The sequence below is a fragment of the Sphingomonas sp. IC-11 genome (assembly GCF_021043365.1).
Classification (GTDB): Bacteria; Pseudomonadota; Alphaproteobacteria; order Sphingomonadales; family Sphingomonadaceae; genus Sphingomonas.
Genome location: NZ_JAJNDU010000001.1, coordinates 1,594,024 through 1,609,338 on the forward strand (window position 1 = coordinate 1,594,024; position 15,315 = coordinate 1,609,338).

The 15,315-nt window shown below is 62.9% G+C and carries 15 protein-coding genes; 8 read left to right on the top strand and 7 right to left on the bottom strand.

What is annotated here, in order from left to right:
- Positions 1–51: 51 nt before the first annotated feature.
- Both LQ954_RS07735 and LQ954_RS07740 read right to left on the bottom strand, forming a co-directional pair.
- Positions 52–1,365 carry a glycosyltransferase family 4 protein gene (locus LQ954_RS07735; protein WP_231022550.1) on the bottom strand — a complete coding sequence of 438 codons (1,314 nt, stop codon included), beginning with the start codon at positions 1,363–1,365 and terminating at the stop codon, positions 52–54.
- Between the two features lie 12 nt (positions 1,366–1,377).
- On the bottom strand, positions 1,378–2,400 hold the full coding sequence (locus tag LQ954_RS07740; protein WP_231022551.1) for a glycosyltransferase family 4 protein: 1,023 nt from the start codon (positions 2,398–2,400) through the stop codon (positions 1,378–1,380).
- Positions 2,401–2,564: 164 nt separating this feature from the next.
- Here LQ954_RS07740 and LQ954_RS07745 point away from each other — a divergent pair, with 164 nt between their 5' ends.
- The 5 genes from LQ954_RS07745 to LQ954_RS07765 all read left to right on the top strand — a co-directional run bounded on the left by LQ954_RS07745 (position 2,565) and on the right by LQ954_RS07765 (position 7,024).
- A complete protein-coding gene (locus LQ954_RS07745) occupies positions 2,565–3,245 on the top strand; it encodes an ABC transporter ATP-binding protein (RefSeq protein ID WP_227770026.1) in 681 nt (226 codons plus the stop codon).
- A 151-nt stretch (positions 3,246–3,396) separates the two neighbouring features.
- Positions 3,397–4,506 carry a polysaccharide biosynthesis/export family protein gene (locus LQ954_RS07750; protein ID WP_231022552.1) on the top strand — a complete coding sequence of 370 codons (1,110 nt, stop codon included), beginning with the start codon at positions 3,397–3,399 and terminating at the stop codon, positions 4,504–4,506.
- 139 nt (positions 4,507–4,645) lie between these two features.
- Positions 4,646–5,656 (top strand): KpsF/GutQ family sugar-phosphate isomerase, encoded by a 1,011-nt coding sequence (locus LQ954_RS07755; RefSeq protein WP_231022553.1) that lies wholly within the window; start codon positions 4,646–4,648, stop codon positions 5,654–5,656.
- A 13-nt stretch (positions 5,657–5,669) separates the two neighbouring features.
- Positions 5,670–6,476, top strand: a complete 807-nt coding sequence (gene kdsB / locus LQ954_RS07760; RefSeq protein ID WP_231022554.1) for a 3-deoxy-manno-octulosonate cytidylyltransferase — start codon at positions 5,670–5,672, stop codon at positions 6,474–6,476.
- Complete coding sequence (locus LQ954_RS07765; RefSeq protein ID WP_231022555.1) at positions 6,476–7,024, top strand: histidine phosphatase family protein; 549 nt, start codon at positions 6,476–6,478, stop codon at positions 7,022–7,024. The genes kdsB and LQ954_RS07765 overlap by 1 nt, the downstream gene beginning before the upstream one ends.
- Before the next feature lie 9 nt (positions 7,025–7,033).
- Here LQ954_RS07765 and kdsA read toward each other — a convergent pair whose 3' ends face one another.
- Together kdsA and LQ954_RS07775 are read right to left on the bottom strand one after the other, a co-directional pair.
- A complete protein-coding gene (gene kdsA, locus LQ954_RS07770; protein ID WP_231022556.1) occupies positions 7,034–7,855 on the bottom strand; it encodes a 3-deoxy-8-phosphooctulonate synthase in 822 nt (273 codons plus the stop codon).
- Positions 7,852–8,145 (bottom strand): hypothetical protein, encoded by a 294-nt coding sequence (locus LQ954_RS07775; RefSeq protein ID WP_227770020.1) that lies wholly within the window; start codon positions 8,143–8,145, stop codon positions 7,852–7,854. Before LQ954_RS07775 ends, kdsA begins: the two co-directional genes overlap by 4 nt.
- Positions 8,146–8,166: 21 nt before the next feature.
- Here LQ954_RS07775 and LQ954_RS07780 point away from each other — a divergent pair, with 21 nt between their 5' ends.
- Both LQ954_RS07780 and LQ954_RS07785 read left to right on the top strand, forming a co-directional pair.
- Positions 8,167–9,291 carry a hypothetical protein gene (locus LQ954_RS07780; RefSeq protein ID WP_231022557.1) on the top strand — a complete coding sequence of 375 codons (1,125 nt, stop codon included), beginning with the start codon at positions 8,167–8,169 and terminating at the stop codon, positions 9,289–9,291.
- Positions 9,288–10,685 (top strand): cytochrome P450, encoded by a 1,398-nt coding sequence (locus tag LQ954_RS07785; protein ID WP_231022558.1) that lies wholly within the window; start codon positions 9,288–9,290, stop codon positions 10,683–10,685. Before LQ954_RS07780 ends, LQ954_RS07785 begins: the two co-directional genes overlap by 4 nt.
- Positions 10,686–10,745: 60 nt before the next feature.
- Here LQ954_RS07785 and LQ954_RS07790 read toward each other — a convergent pair whose 3' ends face one another.
- The 3 genes from LQ954_RS07790 to LQ954_RS07800 all read right to left on the bottom strand — a co-directional run bounded on the left by LQ954_RS07790 (position 10,746) and on the right by LQ954_RS07800 (position 14,047).
- Positions 10,746–12,614 carry a putative bifunctional diguanylate cyclase/phosphodiesterase gene (locus LQ954_RS07790; RefSeq protein WP_231022559.1) on the bottom strand — a complete coding sequence of 623 codons (1,869 nt, stop codon included), beginning with the start codon at positions 12,612–12,614 and terminating at the stop codon, positions 10,746–10,748.
- 98 nt (positions 12,615–12,712) lie between these two features.
- Complete coding sequence (locus tag LQ954_RS07795; protein WP_231022560.1) at positions 12,713–13,606, bottom strand: ROK family protein; 894 nt, start codon at positions 13,604–13,606, stop codon at positions 12,713–12,715.
- Positions 13,607–14,047: a MarR family winged helix-turn-helix transcriptional regulator gene (locus tag LQ954_RS07800; protein WP_231022561.1), complete on the bottom strand. Its 441-nt coding sequence runs from the start codon at positions 14,045–14,047 to the stop codon at positions 13,607–13,609.
- Positions 14,048–14,124: 77 nt separating this feature from the next.
- Here LQ954_RS07800 and hppD point away from each other — a divergent pair, with 77 nt between their 5' ends.
- Positions 14,125–15,162, top strand: coding sequence for a 4-hydroxyphenylpyruvate dioxygenase (gene hppD / locus LQ954_RS07805; RefSeq protein ID WP_231022562.1), 1,038 nt, complete (start codon positions 14,125–14,127; stop codon positions 15,160–15,162).
- Positions 15,163–15,315 lie beyond the last annotated feature (153 nt).

Here is a 15,315-nt window from a genome sequence, read left to right on the forward strand (position 1 = left end):
TGTGAGATGTCGCTAGCGGAAACCACGTAGCGCGTCGAGGCAACCGCGCAGTCATCGCGGGGGCGTCGCCAGCACCTTGCTGTAAAGGGCATGGAGATGCCGCCGATGCTCGTTCAGCGAGAAGCGGGCCGCCTGTTCGCGCCCTGCCTGCGCCAACGTGGCACGCAGATCCGGGTCGCGGTCGACGCGCGCGATCGCCGCGGTCAGAGCGGAAATATCATAGGGATCAACGATGATCGCAGCGTCTCCTGCCACCTCGGGCAACGATCCCCGGTTCGACGTAATCACGGGGGTGCCGAGTTGCATCGCCTCCAGCACCGGTAGCCCGAACCCCTCGTACAAGGACGGGAACAGGACTGCGCGGGCGTTGCGCACCAGGTGCATGAGTAGCCGTCGCGGTAAGTAATCCAGCTGGATGATCCGGGCACCGGCCCTGCCCGCACGACGGCTCATGGCGTCAATCAGGCGAAGTTCCTCATCCTTCTGCCAACCGCGCGCCCCGACCAGAACCAGCGGGTGCGGCGTGTCGGTGGACAGATAGGCTTCCGCCAGCCTTGCCACGTTCTTCTTGGGCTCGATAGCGCCAAAGTACATGAAATAGCCGCAGGGTCGCACGCCGAAGATGGCTTCCACGTCCGCCATCTCGCCGGCCAGAACCTCCGGCATTGGAGTGTGCTGATAGGTGTTGGTGACGCGATCCTCGGGTGCGCCAAGCAGTTCAATGATGTCGCGTCGGCTGGACTCGGACACGGTGACGATATGATCCGCGTCCCGGACGCAACGCTCCACGAGCCGGTGGTAGAACCGCTTTCGGTCAAGGGTTGCGAACGGCAGTTTCAGAGGGATCAGGTCATGCAAGGTGTACAGGTTCCGGGCGCCCGCAAGACGTACTGGTATCGGATAGGTCCAGTGCATGATGGACGGCGGATTGGCGACTTTCAGTTCCAGGAAACGCCTTGTCCGCCGGAAGTGCTGCTCGGCATGCTCGAACAGGTGAGCACTGCTCAATAACCGGTCGAACCGCGGCAGCCTGTCAACAAAGCCCGCGCTTTCGATCCGACCGCTTTCCGGAATCTGCGACACACGCAGCCCCCGGGCAACCGCTGCCCGGTGCAGGATTGGACGCAGCCACGCCGGCCCGCGCCTTGGCGGCAGCCCCCGCCCCATCGCCTCGTAAAACAGGATCTCCTGCATCCGAGCGTCGCGGCCAACCGGAACGGAAAACAAGCCTTCCACAGAGAGGCCCAGGGACCGAACCGCTTGAGCTAGCGCAAAGCCATAGGTGGCCACCCCGGTTCCCTGTGGCAGCGCCAGGTTGAACCCGTCGATGCCGACGCTTGCGATGGTCGTACGCTCGTCCCCCATGCAGCCGAAGGACTAAACGTCGAAGCGAGAATCGCTAGTGAATTCGTCGTGCAGACGGCGGAGGCGCGCTCCGAAGCGTTCGGCGGTGAAGTCCCCCGCCCGTTCGAGACCACGCATCATCAGGGTTGAACGCAAATTGTCGTCCTGGTCGAGGCGAATGATACCCTGTGTGATTGCGCCTTCATCAACCGGATCTACCAAAAGCGCAGATCGCCCCGCCACTTCGGCCAAAGCGCCGTTATTGGCGGTCAGAACGGGAGTACCAAGCGCCATGGCCTCCACCACTGGCAGGCCGAAGCCCTCCGCCAAAGACGGGAACAGCAACGCTCGCGCGTTGCGGATCAAGTCCACCAGCGCAGGCCGCGCCTGAAAGGGCAACAGCACGAGCCCGGCTTCCGCCTGCGCCCAATCATGATCAGGGCCGGTCAGGACCAGCGGACGGGTTGTACCACTGTTGCGCCAGGCAGCGATCAGCCGCGGCAAGTTCTTGCGTGGCTCGGCGAGGCCGCAGAACAGATAATATTCCTGCGGTATCAATCCGTCAGGCAATTGCCCAGGTCCATGAGCGAGCGCCGTAACCGCCGTCCCGCAATTGCTGACCAGCGCTGCTGGGAGTTGAAGCGCCCTGAGAATTTCATCGCGAGCGGCGTCGGAGACTGTGAGAAAGCGGTCCGTGACTGATGCCAGAGCGCGGATCCTTCGCGCGAGCGACAGCGGCTCTACATTCGACAGTTCCGGTGTGATCAACGGGATTGCGTCATGGATCGTGTAAAGGTTCACCCACCCCCTGATCCACGCTGGGATGGGATAGGTCCAATGCATGATCCCGGGAGTACCCGGCGCATCCAGTATCAACACTTTACCCGTCCCGGCAAAACGCGCGTGCGCCAGACGGAAGACGTCGGGGCTATAGAGTCGCTGAGCATCGCGAGTGAGCAGCAATCGACGATGAAGCGTTCCCCGAACGCGTCGCCCGATCACCTCCGACAGCGGGGCTCTCGCACCGAACCGCCCACGCTGATCGTCTTCGAGCATGAGAGGGGCCGGCCCTGTGGCCGCAAGGGCATCTCGCATGGCCCGCGCGTAGGAGGCGACGCCGGTACCCTCTGAGGCGGTCAGGCGCCCGTCGACACAAACTGGCACCTGTCGCGCGCGCATATCATCCTCTAACATCCGGCCGACACTGGCACGGGGTGGGAATGATTGTCCTCGACAATGTTTCAAAGGTCTATCGAGGCCATAATGTGGACAATGAGGTGCTGCGCGGCGTTCACCTGACGATCCCGCGCGGCGACTCCATCGGGGTGTGTGGCGCAAACGGCGCTGGCAAGTCCACGTTGATGAAGCTGATCGCCGGCGTGGAACGGCCGACCACCGGCAAGGTGACGCGGACCATGAGCGTGTCTTGGCCGATCGGCTATTCTACCGCTTTTCACCCCCATTTGACGGGGGCCGACAACGCCAAGTTCGTGGCGCGCATATATGGTGCTGACGAACGCGACCTACTCGCCTTTGTCGAGGATTTCGCGCAACTTGGCTCCTATCTAAATGAACCGATCCGGACCTACTCGGCCGGCATGGCAGCACGGCTCGCGTTCGGCGTGTCCCTTGCCATCAAGTTCGACTGTTATCTCGTGGACGAAGTGACCGGCGCCGGAGACGAACGCTTCAAGGTGCGCGCGGAAGAAGCGCTGCACGAGCGTCGGGAAAATGGAACCCTGGTGATGGTGTCCCACGATACGGGAACGCTGTTCCGTTACTGCAAGCGCGGGGCAGTGGTGTATGGCGGCAGCGTCACGCTTTACGACACAATCGCGGAGGCGGCCGACGTCCATCATCGACTGCAGAGCTTAGGCGCACGAGTGGGCCAGGCAGCTTAGCTGTCGGTCAGCGACAACTGCCGCCGTTCCCGCGGCTGCCGGATTGTCTTGGCCGGGCCGACACGATAACTCGCCGCTCGCGCGCCGTTTTTGGCTGCGCTTCCGGGGGAATGGTATGCGGAAGGGCTTGGTCGGATCATCGCGGCTGATCATGGCGGCGCTGGTCGGAAGTGCGCTGGCCGGCTGCTCCACCTTGCCAAGTGCTGGACCGACCGCGGCCCAGATCAACCGGGCACTGCGCCACGACAATCAGACCGGCTTCACGATCGTCGACATCGACGCGGCAGCCGCACCCTCCCTCGCCTTCACGCCGCCTCCGATGGGTGGTCTCGCCAAGCTTGATCGGGTCGGGCGGATCGACACCGTCGGGCCAGGCGACCTGCTTGAAATCAGCATCTTCGAGGTTGGCGTTACCCTGTTTACCGGGGCAAGCACCGACAGCCCGGCCCAAGGTGGCGCGTTCAACCCCTCCGCCAGGGGAACCCAGCTTGGCACGGTGAAGGTGGACAGCGCCGGCGACATCCAGCTTCCCTACATCGGCCGGCTCGCCGCCGCTGGGAAGACGACGAGCGAAATCGAGCGAATGATCGAGCGCGGGCTTCGCGGGCTTTCTCAGCGGCCTCAGGCGCTGGTCTCTGTAAAGGACAATGCGCACAACGTCTTCTATGTGTCCGGCGACGTGCGTCAGCCCGGGCGGTACACGCTGGGCCTTCCGCGCGAGCGCCTGCTCGACTCGCTGGCACGCGCAGGCGGCACCGTGAACCAGCCTGACGACATGGTTGTGCGCGTGACCCGCGGCGGCGTTTCGGAGGAAAGCCGGCTTTCCGCAGTGGATGCGTCCGGAGCCCAGAATATCGCGCTGCTCCCCGGCGACCGGATCGAGCTGTTCAACCGGCCGCGCACCTATCTGGTGTTCGGCGCGAGCGACAAGGTGAGCCAGGTTAATTTCGGTGCCAACAACGTCTCTCTGGCAGAGGCTCTGGCGCGAACCGGCGGTCCGAGCGAACGCCTTGCCGATCCGGCCGCCGTGTATCTTTTCCGCTACGCCGCAGCGTCGGGTGAGGCATCCGGCGGTCAGCCTGTGATCTACCGGCTCAATATGATGCGACCCGACAGCTATTTCCTGGCGCAGCGGATCGGCATGCACGACAAGGACGTCATCTACATCGCCACCGCTCGCGCCAATGCGCCCGGCAAGCTGGCGCAGATCCTTGGCCAGCTTTTCTCGCCCATTCTCGCGGTCCGCGCCGTCACACGCTGACCGTCACTTCTTTGCTTCCCACTAAGATCATTATGGTTTCAGTTGCTTGATGCGGCGGAATCCTTGGCGACTAAGACCTCGTGGAGAAACAGATGGCGAGCATTGACCAGCCCGCATCGCTCCACGAGAAGGCGATGAGATGACGATACAGCCAGGCGGGATCATCCCTCTTCCGCTGCGTGATGAGGCGACGTCCGTCGCCGCGCGCGCGGTTGCTCTCGCGGGGGATGGCATTGCTGCGCTGCAGGCCTGCTTCCGGGATCCCACTTTTTCCTCGGATTTCGAGCGTCTGGTGAAGCTGATCTCCGGATCGCGTGGGCGCGTGATCCTCGCCGGCATGGGGAAAAGCGGGATAATCGCGCGTAAGGTCACCGCGACACTGACATCCACCGGCGTGCCTGCCACTTTCCTGCATCCTGCCGAGGCGGGGCATGGCGACCTTGGCATGATCACGCAGGACGATGTGGTGCTTGTTATCTCCCATTCGGGCGAGAGTAGCGAGCTGGCTACGATCTTCAGCTACTGTAAGCGCTTCGCCATCCCGATTGTCACGATCACCGCACAGCCGGAATCAACCGCCGCCAAGGCCGCCGACTTCCACATCCGCCTGCCGGCCGTGCGCGAGGCGTGTCCGATCCAGCTCAGCCCCACCACATCGACCACGGTCCAACTCGTGTTTGGCGACGCGCTCGCCATGACCCTGATGGCCGGCCGTGGTTTCTCCGCCGATGACTTTCACAGTCTTCACCCGAACGGCCGCCTCGGCGCCCGCTTGCTGAAGGTGCGGGACGTGATGGCCAAGGGCGCGGACGTGCCGCGGATCACGCCGGACGCATCCTTGCTCGATGCCACCATCGAAATGACCAGGACGCGGCTCGGCGGCACCGCCGTGGTGGACACCCAAGGCCGCTTGGTTGGTGCCTTCACCGACGGCGACTTGCGACGAACCGTAACCGTTGAGCGAACACTTACTGATTCGGTGAGCAAGTATATGAGCCGTTCCCCCTTGTGCATCGGGCCGGGAGAGTTGGCGTCCGAAGCGGTGCGGCTGATGCACGAACGCAATGTGATGCTGTTGTTCGTTCGCGAGGGCGAGGGGCTGGTCGGTGTCGTTCACATGCACGACGTTCTCCGCGCCGGCGTGGTCTGAGGCAGCCCGGCCCATGTCGCTGCTCGTCGTCATTCCTGCCCGCGCGGAGTCGAGCCGCCTGCCGCTGAAGCCGCTGCGGCCAATTGCCGGCGTCAGCCTGCTTCACCGAACGATCGCCTTTGCCCGCCACGCGCTCTCCGACGTTCCCGAAGCGGATCTGGTCGTCGCCACCGACGACCCGCGGATCTTGTCCCATGCACAGGAGGCCGGCTGCGAAGCCGTCATGACGGATCCCGCCATCGCCTCCGGCTCGGGCCGCGCCCTCGCGGCGGCACGGGCGGCGAGAGAGTTGCCCGACATTATCATCAATCTTCAGGGTGATGCACCGTTTCAGCCCCTCGGCGCCCCATCGGCCATCATCCGCGCCTTGTCATCCGGTGACGGGGACGTCGCCACGCCTGTTGTTCGGCTGACCTGGGACGCACTCGACGCCATGCGCGACCACAAAAAGCGCGAGCCTTTCAGCGGCACCACCTGCGCGCGCGCTGCCGACGGCCGTGCGCTGTGGTTCTCGAAGATGATCGTTCCGGCCATCCGCAACGAGGACGCGCTTCGTGCGTCCGGGGAACCTTGCCCGGTCTGGCGCCACATCGGTCTATATGGCTACCGGCGTCATGCCCTCGAGCGGTTCGAGGCGGCAGAACCGACCGAGCTGGAGCGGCTGGAAGGCCTTGAGCAATTACGCCTGCTGGAACTCGGCTTGCGGATCGAAACCGTCCAGGTTTCCCCGGCCCTCTTTGACATCTCCGGGATAGACACGCCCGCGGATATCGTCAGAGCGGAGGCGCTCATTGCGGCGCACGGCGACCCGCATCATTGATGCGCGCGATCATCGTTCGCCACGGCAACACCTTCGCGGAAGGGGAGCCAGTCAGCCGGATCGGCGCAAGGACTGACCTTCCCCTGGCGGCTAGCGGAAGGGCGCAGGCCGAAGCGCTCGCGCTCCATTTCGCCGACACGAAGATCGACCGGTGCCTCGTATCGCCCCTGCGCCGCACCCGCGAGACTGCGGCCATCCTCGCGCCGCACCTCCCGCCTGAAACCGCTGCCTGGCTGCGCGAGATCGATCATGGCCCTGATGAGGGCATGATAGAGCAAGCCGTCGTGGCAAGGATTGGCGCCGAAACATTGGCGCGTTGGACCGAAGCTGCGCTTCCGCCGCCCGGCTGGATCGTCGACGCACCTGCACGTATCGCGGCCTGGCGGGCCTTCTTCAGCGAGGCCAGCGGCACGGTGCTGCTGGTGACGAGCAACGGCGCAGCGCAATTCGCGCGACTTGCCCTGGAGCTCTCCCCTGCCCGGCTGCGCACGGGCGCTTATGGGGAGATTATCGGTGGCAATCTCACCGCATGGGATGTGCGCCCCTGAGCACCGCTCTTATCTAGGCCGCTTGATCACCGCGTCGACACGCCGCAGATCATCAAGCAACCCCGGCAACCAATCAAGCGGCAGCATCACCGGCCCGTCAGAGGGCGCGCGGTCCGGATCTTCATGCGCTTCGGCGAATATCGCCGCTGCACCCACTGCCAGGGCGGCGCGCGCCAATGCCGGGGCAAACCGCCGGTCCCCACCAGACGATCCGCCCCTCCCGCCGGGCGCCTGAACCGAATGGGTGGCGTCGAACATCACGGGACAGCCGGTTTCGGCCATGATCGGCAGCGAACGAAAGTCGCTGACCAGCGTGTTGTAGCCGAAGCTGGCGCCGCGATCGGTCAGGATGATCCGTTCATTGCCGGTGGATCTTACCTTAGCCGCTGCCGCTGCCATGTCCCAAGGTGCAAGGAACTGCCCCTTTTTTATGTTGACGGCCGCACCCGTTTCACCTGCAGCGATCAACAGATCAGTTTGACGAGAGAGGAAGGCCGGGATCTGGATTATGTCCGCCACCTCAGCCGCAGCTGGCGCCTGCTCGGGCGCGTGAATGTCCGTCAGAACCGGGCAACCCACTGCGGCTTTCACGTCTGCCAACACCCGCAAACCTTCGTCGATTCCGACACCTCTTTTGCCGGTGATCGAGGTGCGGTTGGCTTTGTCGAACGAAGACTTGAACACGAACGGCACGCCCGCCGCCGCCGCCATCCGCGCGATCGCCTCAGCCAGTCGCAGCGAGTGATCACGGCTCTCGATCTGGCATGGGCCGCTCACCAGCACGAACGGCCGGTCATTACCGAATACGATATCGCCAACCTGCACGTTCATCGCGGGGCTTTCACAAACCGGCGCAGCAGCTGTCCCCGCCATGGCCAGACGCCTGAATGATAGTTCCAGAAGAACCAGCCGAACAACAGGCACGCCAAAAGCGCCGGCAAGGCCATAGGATCACCCTGCGCCTTCATCGTGCGGTAGAATTCAAGATCAACGGCCCAGCGCAATCGCTCCGTTCCTCCGCCCGCGATCCCGTAGAGATTGTCGTGGCGGCGGCAGCCAATGTTACGATTGTATTTGCGATGGTCCAAGAAAAGGCAGTAATTCCGTTCCCGCTCGGCCATTCCATCGTGTAGGCAGTGGGCATGGCGGGGTTCAAGCGGAAAGTCTTCTATGTCGGCGGCTTCGATCCGCGCGGCGTCCGCTTCTATCACGCGCTCGCTGCGGAACAGCTGGACCGATACGGCAAGCTGACCGGAGAGCCAGCGACAATATCCACTCGTCGCAATGCCGGGCCGTTTCGCACGGATTGGTCCATCCTCAATCCAGCGCAGGGCGTCTCCACCGAATACAGCTTCCTTCGCTGGGACGATATCGTCCGCAAGGCCTGGATCCGAAATCCTCTGTCGCTTGGGCTGCGGGCGTGGCGTGCCTATCGCGCGAACATCAGGCATCTCGATTTCGAAACCGGGAAAAAGCTGGGCAAAGGCCCGCTCATCACGCTGTTCTACCCGCCGATCCTTTCCATCGCGCTCCCGCTATTGCTCACTCTCCTGATTGGCGGCGTGGCTGCCATCTGGTTGCCGACGGCTGTCGCTTTCCTCATCGGCCTGGTCGCCGCCATCGCCATTTCAGCGCCGCTTCTGAAGAAATGGCATGCTCCCTGGTTGTTGCGGTTCTTCGTTTTCAACAGCGAGCTCGGCGGGGGCGAAGCGCACCCGGAAATAGAAGCACGGCTAGACAATTTCGCGAAAGAGATCTCCGCCAGCTTCGATGATCCCTGGGATGAAATCATCCTCCTCACCCACAGCAATGGGTCGATCCTGTCGGTGCCGCTGATGGTGCGCCTGCTTGATCGCTGCGGCGGGACGATGCCTCCCAATTTCGCCCTGGTCACCATGGGCCATTGTATCCCATTGGTGGCATGTCGGCGCGACGCCACGCGTTTTCACGATCAACTACGCCGCCTTGCCCAGTCGGACTTCCGCTGGATCGACATCGGTTCGCCCCCGGACGGCGCGGCATATTTTGGGGTGAACCCGATGGCGATCGTGGCACCCGATCCCCGGCCCCGGATGGAACTGCTCAGCCCCCGCTTTCACCTGTTCTATGATCCCCACACCTATCACAGGGGATATGCGAACAAATATGAGATCCACTTCGACTATCTGCGGATGGGCGATCGGCGCTCCCCGCTCGACTTCCCGAGCCTGATGACGGCGGCACGGCCGATTGACGCGTCCATTGCCGAGTTCCGGGCTATTCAATGAGCCTGCCAAACATCGGCGGAGAGCATGTGGACGGCCTCTTCGTTCCGCCCTTCCCCGACCCGCATCCGAAAAAGTCCTCGTTGTTCTGGCGGTTCGTCCGAGGTTGGAATTCGTGGATCCATGTGCTCTTCGAAAAGAGCTACACGATGAAGATGGGCGAGATCCGGACACCGGGTCTCCACATGTACATCGCCAACGAACTGCCGCTGGTGAAGCGGATCATGAACGACTGGCGCGGCTTTCCGAAGCACCACCTGCTCGTTCGAACGCTCGGCCCGGCGATCGGCAACAGCGTGTTCTCGGCCAACGGCGATGATTGGGCGACCCAGCGGGAGATGATCAACCCCGCCTTCCAACAGGCCGCCCTTGGTCGCACCTTGCCGATGATGCGAGATGCCGCCGATGCGCTGGTCGAACGTGTCCGGCGGTCGGATCTTGACCGTCCAATCGACGTCGATCCACTCATGACACACGTCGCCGCCGACGTGATCTTTCGGACGCTATTCTCCTCACCCCTCAGCGAGGGTGATGCGCGGCGGATCCACGACGCTTTCAATCGCTTTCAGCGGCACGCCCAATCCGCATCGATGCTCCGCTTCTATCGAATGCCAACCTTGGGCTTCTTCCATCGCTCGCGCCGCGCCGCCGCCGATATCCATGGCGTGTTCGCACACATCGTACAGCGGCGGCTCGACGCCTACCGCGCGACCGGCGACCTCGGACCGTCCGACATTCTCGCATCCTTGATGGAGGCGCGGCATCCGAAGACCGGGGCGCCATTTTCGTTCACGGATCTGATGGGGCAAGTCTCGACGATTTTCCTCGCCGGGCACGAAACGTCGGCGAGCGCGCTCAGCTGGGCATTGTACTGCCTCGCGGAAGAGGCCGAGTCGCAACGGATCGCGCGCGACGAGGTATTGTTCGTCGCCGGAACTAGGCCAATCCAGGCCGAAATGATCCGCCGGATGCCCATCATTCGGAACGTCTTCCGCGAAACGCTTCGGCTTTATCCCCCCGTGGCGTTCATGCCGCGGGAGGTCAGCTGCCCCACGCAGATGCGCGACAAGCAACTCGCGCCGGGCGCGATGGTCGTTGTCTCCCCATGGCTGATCCAGCGCAATCCGGAGCACTGGCGCTGCCCCCACGCCTTCCATCCCGCCCGCTTCGATGATCCCGATGCGAAAACCAAGAGTCGTGAGGCATGGCTGCCGTTCGGCGCCGGTCCGCGGATCTGCGTCGGTGCGGGCTTCGCGACCCAAGAGGCCGCGGTCGTACTCGCCACCCTGCTCAGGACGTTCACGATCCGCGCCGTTCCGGGCGAGATACCAGAGCCGGTAAGCCGCTTGACCTTGAGGCCAAAGCGCGGGGTTAAGCTGTACTTTTCCCTTCGATAGCGCCCGCCGAAGGCCCGGAGCGGTCGACTTAAAGGCCGCGTCGACGACCTCCCACCCGCCTCAGGCCACCTCATCCGCCATCGATCCCACCAGTCCGCCCGGCCGATCAACAAAGCCGGCGTTTGCGAGCGCTTGCGCGTCATTGGCCCCGATTGGATGTGAGAAAAGGAAACCTTGCAAGTGGCTTGCCCCCGCCGCGCGGAGCAACGCAACCTGCCCCCTCGTCTCCACTCCTTCGGCAATCACCTCGAGGCTCAGGGCTCTACCGAGCTGAACTATGGAGCGAACAATTGCCGCAGACTCGCGCTCCCTTTCCAAGCCATCGATGAAGCTGCGCTCGATCTTGAGGCCATCCAGTGCAAACTTGCGCAGGTTGTCCAGACTAGAATAGCCGGTTCCGAAATCGTCGAGCACGACCCGGAACCCCATTTGGCGCAGCTTGTAGAGCGTATCCGCGGCACGCTCCGCGTCATCGAAAATGGCTGTCTCCGTAATCTCGATCTGCAGGCGCTGCGGATCTATGCCCGCTCGCTGCACCCTCTCCACGATGTTTCCGACGAAGTTCTGGCGTCGAAACTGCCGCGGCGAGAAGTTCACCGAAACATATTGTTCCGGCCAGCCTTTCGCCGCTTCAAGGGATTGGATCAGCGCCCAGTCGCCAAGTTCATGGATGAGGTCGGTTTCCTCCGCGATAGGAATGAACGTGCCGGGACTAATCGGGCCGAACTCATCCGTGTACCAGCGCATCAGCGCTTCGAACCCGACAATCTCATATGATCCATTCGCTACGATGGGCTGGAACAGCATCGTCAATTCACCGCGAGCGATGGCCCGGCCCAGACCACTTTCCACGGCTCGGCGGACGCGGATGCCCTCGTCCATCCGCGGTTCGAACAGCCGTGCCAGGTTCCGCCCGCTGCGCTTTGCATCGTTGAGAGCGAGATCCGCTTGCCGCATCAGATCGACAGGATCGCGGGCACCGCTTTCGGGCGCCACCACCACCCCGGCAGAGGCAGACACCTGCACCTTGTGACCGAGAACCCGCATCGACGCACCGGTTGCCACCACCATCCGTTCGCACACCATGGCGGCGGCCTCATCGCCAGCGGCATCGAACAATAGGCCGAATTCGTCTCCGGCTAGCCGGGCCACCATCCCGCCCTCGGGGATGACAGACCTTAAGGTGCGGCATGTCTGGCGAATGACTTCATCGCCGGCCAAATGGCCGAGCGAGTCGTTGATCAACTTGAACCGGTCGAGGTCCAGCGCGGCGACAGCAAACATCCCGGGCTGGCGGCCGCGCTCCCCCAGAGCGCGCAAGAAGGCAAGGCGGTTGGGCGCATCGGTCAGCGTATCGTAGCTGGCAAGATGACGCGCGCGGCCCTCGTTCGTAGCAAGCTCCGCAACATGCTGTTCAAGCGCAGCGACCTGAAGCGAGAGCGCTGTTCGTGCCGCCGCCAGCTCGCGGTCGATCTCCCACCGTCGGCTCAAAGCCCGCGTGATTTGAACGATCTCCGCGCTCTCGGTGGGGCCGACGAGATAGAAGATCTTGTCGGGTGGTCCGGCGAGGGTTTGAAGTTCTGGAGGTGAAAGGCGTCGATCGTTGGCGACCAGTACCAGATTGATGGATGGGTCGAGTTCACGAATTCGCCCCACCCACTCCTTCACATCCAGATCAGCCGATACACCGACAAACGCCACGGCAAAGGGCGAGTCCGTTACAACCGACCGCTGAACTTCTTCCACGGCGCTATCGCCTACAACGTGAAAAACGCATTCGAGGCTAACAAGATCGACCCCAGGCTCTTCGCCACTCAGTGCTTCGCCATCAAGGCAATCTTCAGGGTCCACGTCACCTGACAGAATTCGAAAACTGCGTTGGTAAGCATCATGGTTCGCCGGATCTTGATCCATGATGAGCAGCCGCATCGACGTTCCTTTCACCTACCGGTACGAAGACGTCCTCAACTGCTTACCCAAAAGTAACGGAACACAGTTAACGTTCGAAAAACGATCCTTGCATGCCCTCAACGGCCTTCCAGTGCCTGTTGCCCCAGAACAATTGCTCCCAGCGGACCGGCATTGTGGCCGAGCGCCGGCGGTACGATGAACGTGTCGACATCCTCAATATCAGGGATTGCGACATAGCCGTTCAAGGAACGCCGAAATGCCTGCCTGATCCGCGGAAAGAGGAACTGGCTGCCGACCATCACCCCACCACCCATCACGATCCGTCGCGGCACACCGGTCAGGGTGATCGTGTGCAGAAGTTGCGCAAGCGCGTGCACGACCCCTTCCCAAGCCGGATGGTCGGGCGGCAGATCCTGTCCCTTCACGCCGGTTCGCGCAGCGATCGCCGGTCCCGACGCAAGCCCCTCGATACAGGAGCCGTGAAATGGGCATACCCCCGTCCAATCGTCACCGTTCGACCGCTGCGGCCGTATATGGCCGAGTTCACTATGCGTCAGGCCGTCGACGGGCCGCCCATGGCCGATCAAGCCCACGCCGATCCCGGTCCCGACCGTTACATAGGCTAGGTCCGCAAGTCCTGCCGCAGCTCCCCAGCGCGCCTCGCCCAGCGCCGCTCCAACGACGTCACTGTGGAAACCGGCCGGGACGCCGTACCGTGCCCCTAACCGTTTGGCGACGTCGGTGCCTGCCCAACCCGGCTTGGGCGTCGAGGTGATGAAACCGTAATCTGCCGCGCTCGGGTTGATCGACACCGGTCCGAAACTGGCAATGCCCAAGGCGGCAAACCCTTGCCATTGATCAATCGCCCGCTCTGCCGCAGCCAGTGTCTCCTCGGGGGAAGTCGTCGGAATCTCCACCCGTTCGTGGATCGCGTCCGGTCCCTGCGCCAGGATAACCACGCACTTCGTTCCGCCGAGTTCGATCCCGGCAATCAGCGGGTCCTCAGTCATTCAGGCCTCCAATGCTGCAGCGTCGATCCGCCGCAGCATGGCGACAAACCCATCCAGTTCCTGTTGTGTAAACCGCGAGAAGATCTTGCTTTCCAGCTCCAGCGCCTTCGGAGCGACACTCGCGTAGAGGTCCCGCCCCGCCGGGGTAAGCGACAAGTGATGAGAGCGCTTGTCTCCCGGGTTTGGCGCCCGGGCCAGAAGTCCCCGCTCAACCAGAGCAATCGCGGCGCGGCTGACCGTCACCTTATCCATTCGCGTGCGCTCGCCGATGTCCGCCTGGGTGACCGCTTCCACCTCCGCGATGACTGCAATCAGCCGCCACTCAGGAATGGTCAGACCAAAGAGCGATTCGTAAATTCGCGCGATCCGGTCGCTGACGAGATTGGACGTAATCGACAACCGATACGGCAGGAACCGGTCGAGCACGAGATGGTTCGTCATGCCGCAGTGGTAGCATTTGACACGAATGCCTCAACCCGCGATCATAGTATCAAATGTTACTGGATGAGGATCCACTCATGTCGACCGACAATCCCCTGGGCCTCAACGGCTTTGAATTCGTGGAATTTACCTCGCCCGATCCCGAGGCGATGGCGAAGCAGTTCGAGCAGCTCGGCTTCGTGCCGACGCACCGTCACCCGACGAAGAACATCACCCGCTACAAGCAGGGCCGAATCAACCTGATGCTGAACCGCGACGAAGCGGGACGGGTGAAGCAGTTCCGCAACGAGCATGGCGCCTCCGCCAGCGCGATGGCGTTCCGCGTCGCCGATCCGAAGAAGGCGCTCGAATGGGCGCTCGCCAACGGCGGCAAGCCGACCGAGGAAGACGACACCGTCATCATGGGGATCGGCGGATCCTACCTTTATTTCATCCAGGACGGCATCGACCTGTATGAAAATTGGGCCGAGTTCGCCGGCTGGCGCGAGGCCGAGGCAAAGAACAACGTCGGGCTCGACCTCCTCGATCACCTCACCCACAACGTTCGCCGCGGCCAGATGCAGGTGTGGAGCCAGTTCTACCGCACGCTCTTCAACTTCGAGGAGCAGAAGTATTTCGACATCAAGGGCAAGGCGACCGGCCTGTTCAGCCAGGCGATGATCGCACCGGACAAGGCGATCCGCATCCCGCTGAACGAAAGCCAGGACGACAATTCGCAGATCGAGGAATTCATCCGCGAATATCAGGGCGAAGGCATTCAGCACCTCGCACTGACCACGGACGACATCTACGACACGGTCGAGCGCCTGCGCGCCCGCGGCGTGAAGCTGCAGGACACGATCGAGACCTATTACGAATTGGTCGACAAGCGCGTGCCCGGCCACGGCGAGGACCTCGAGCGGCTCCGTAAGAACCGCATCCTGATCGACGGCTCGGTCGAGAATAACGAGGGCATCCTGCTGCAGATCTTCACCGAGAACATGTTCGGCCCGATCTTCTTCGAGATCATCCAGCGCAAGGGCAACGAAGGCTTCGGCAACGGCAACTTCCAGGCGCTGTTCGAAAGCATCGAGTTAGATCAGATCCGTCGGGGCGTGATCAAGGTCGATGCGTAAGCATCGGCCGAATGCGAGCGCGGCGGCGCTCGAGCCCCACCGGCCAGCGCGACAAAGCCGGCGCACAAGGCGCGGCTTTGCCGCGTCTGACGCGCCGGCGAGCCACCAGATGCACCACCCCTGACTACCCGAAACAGAACCAGCCCGAGGTGA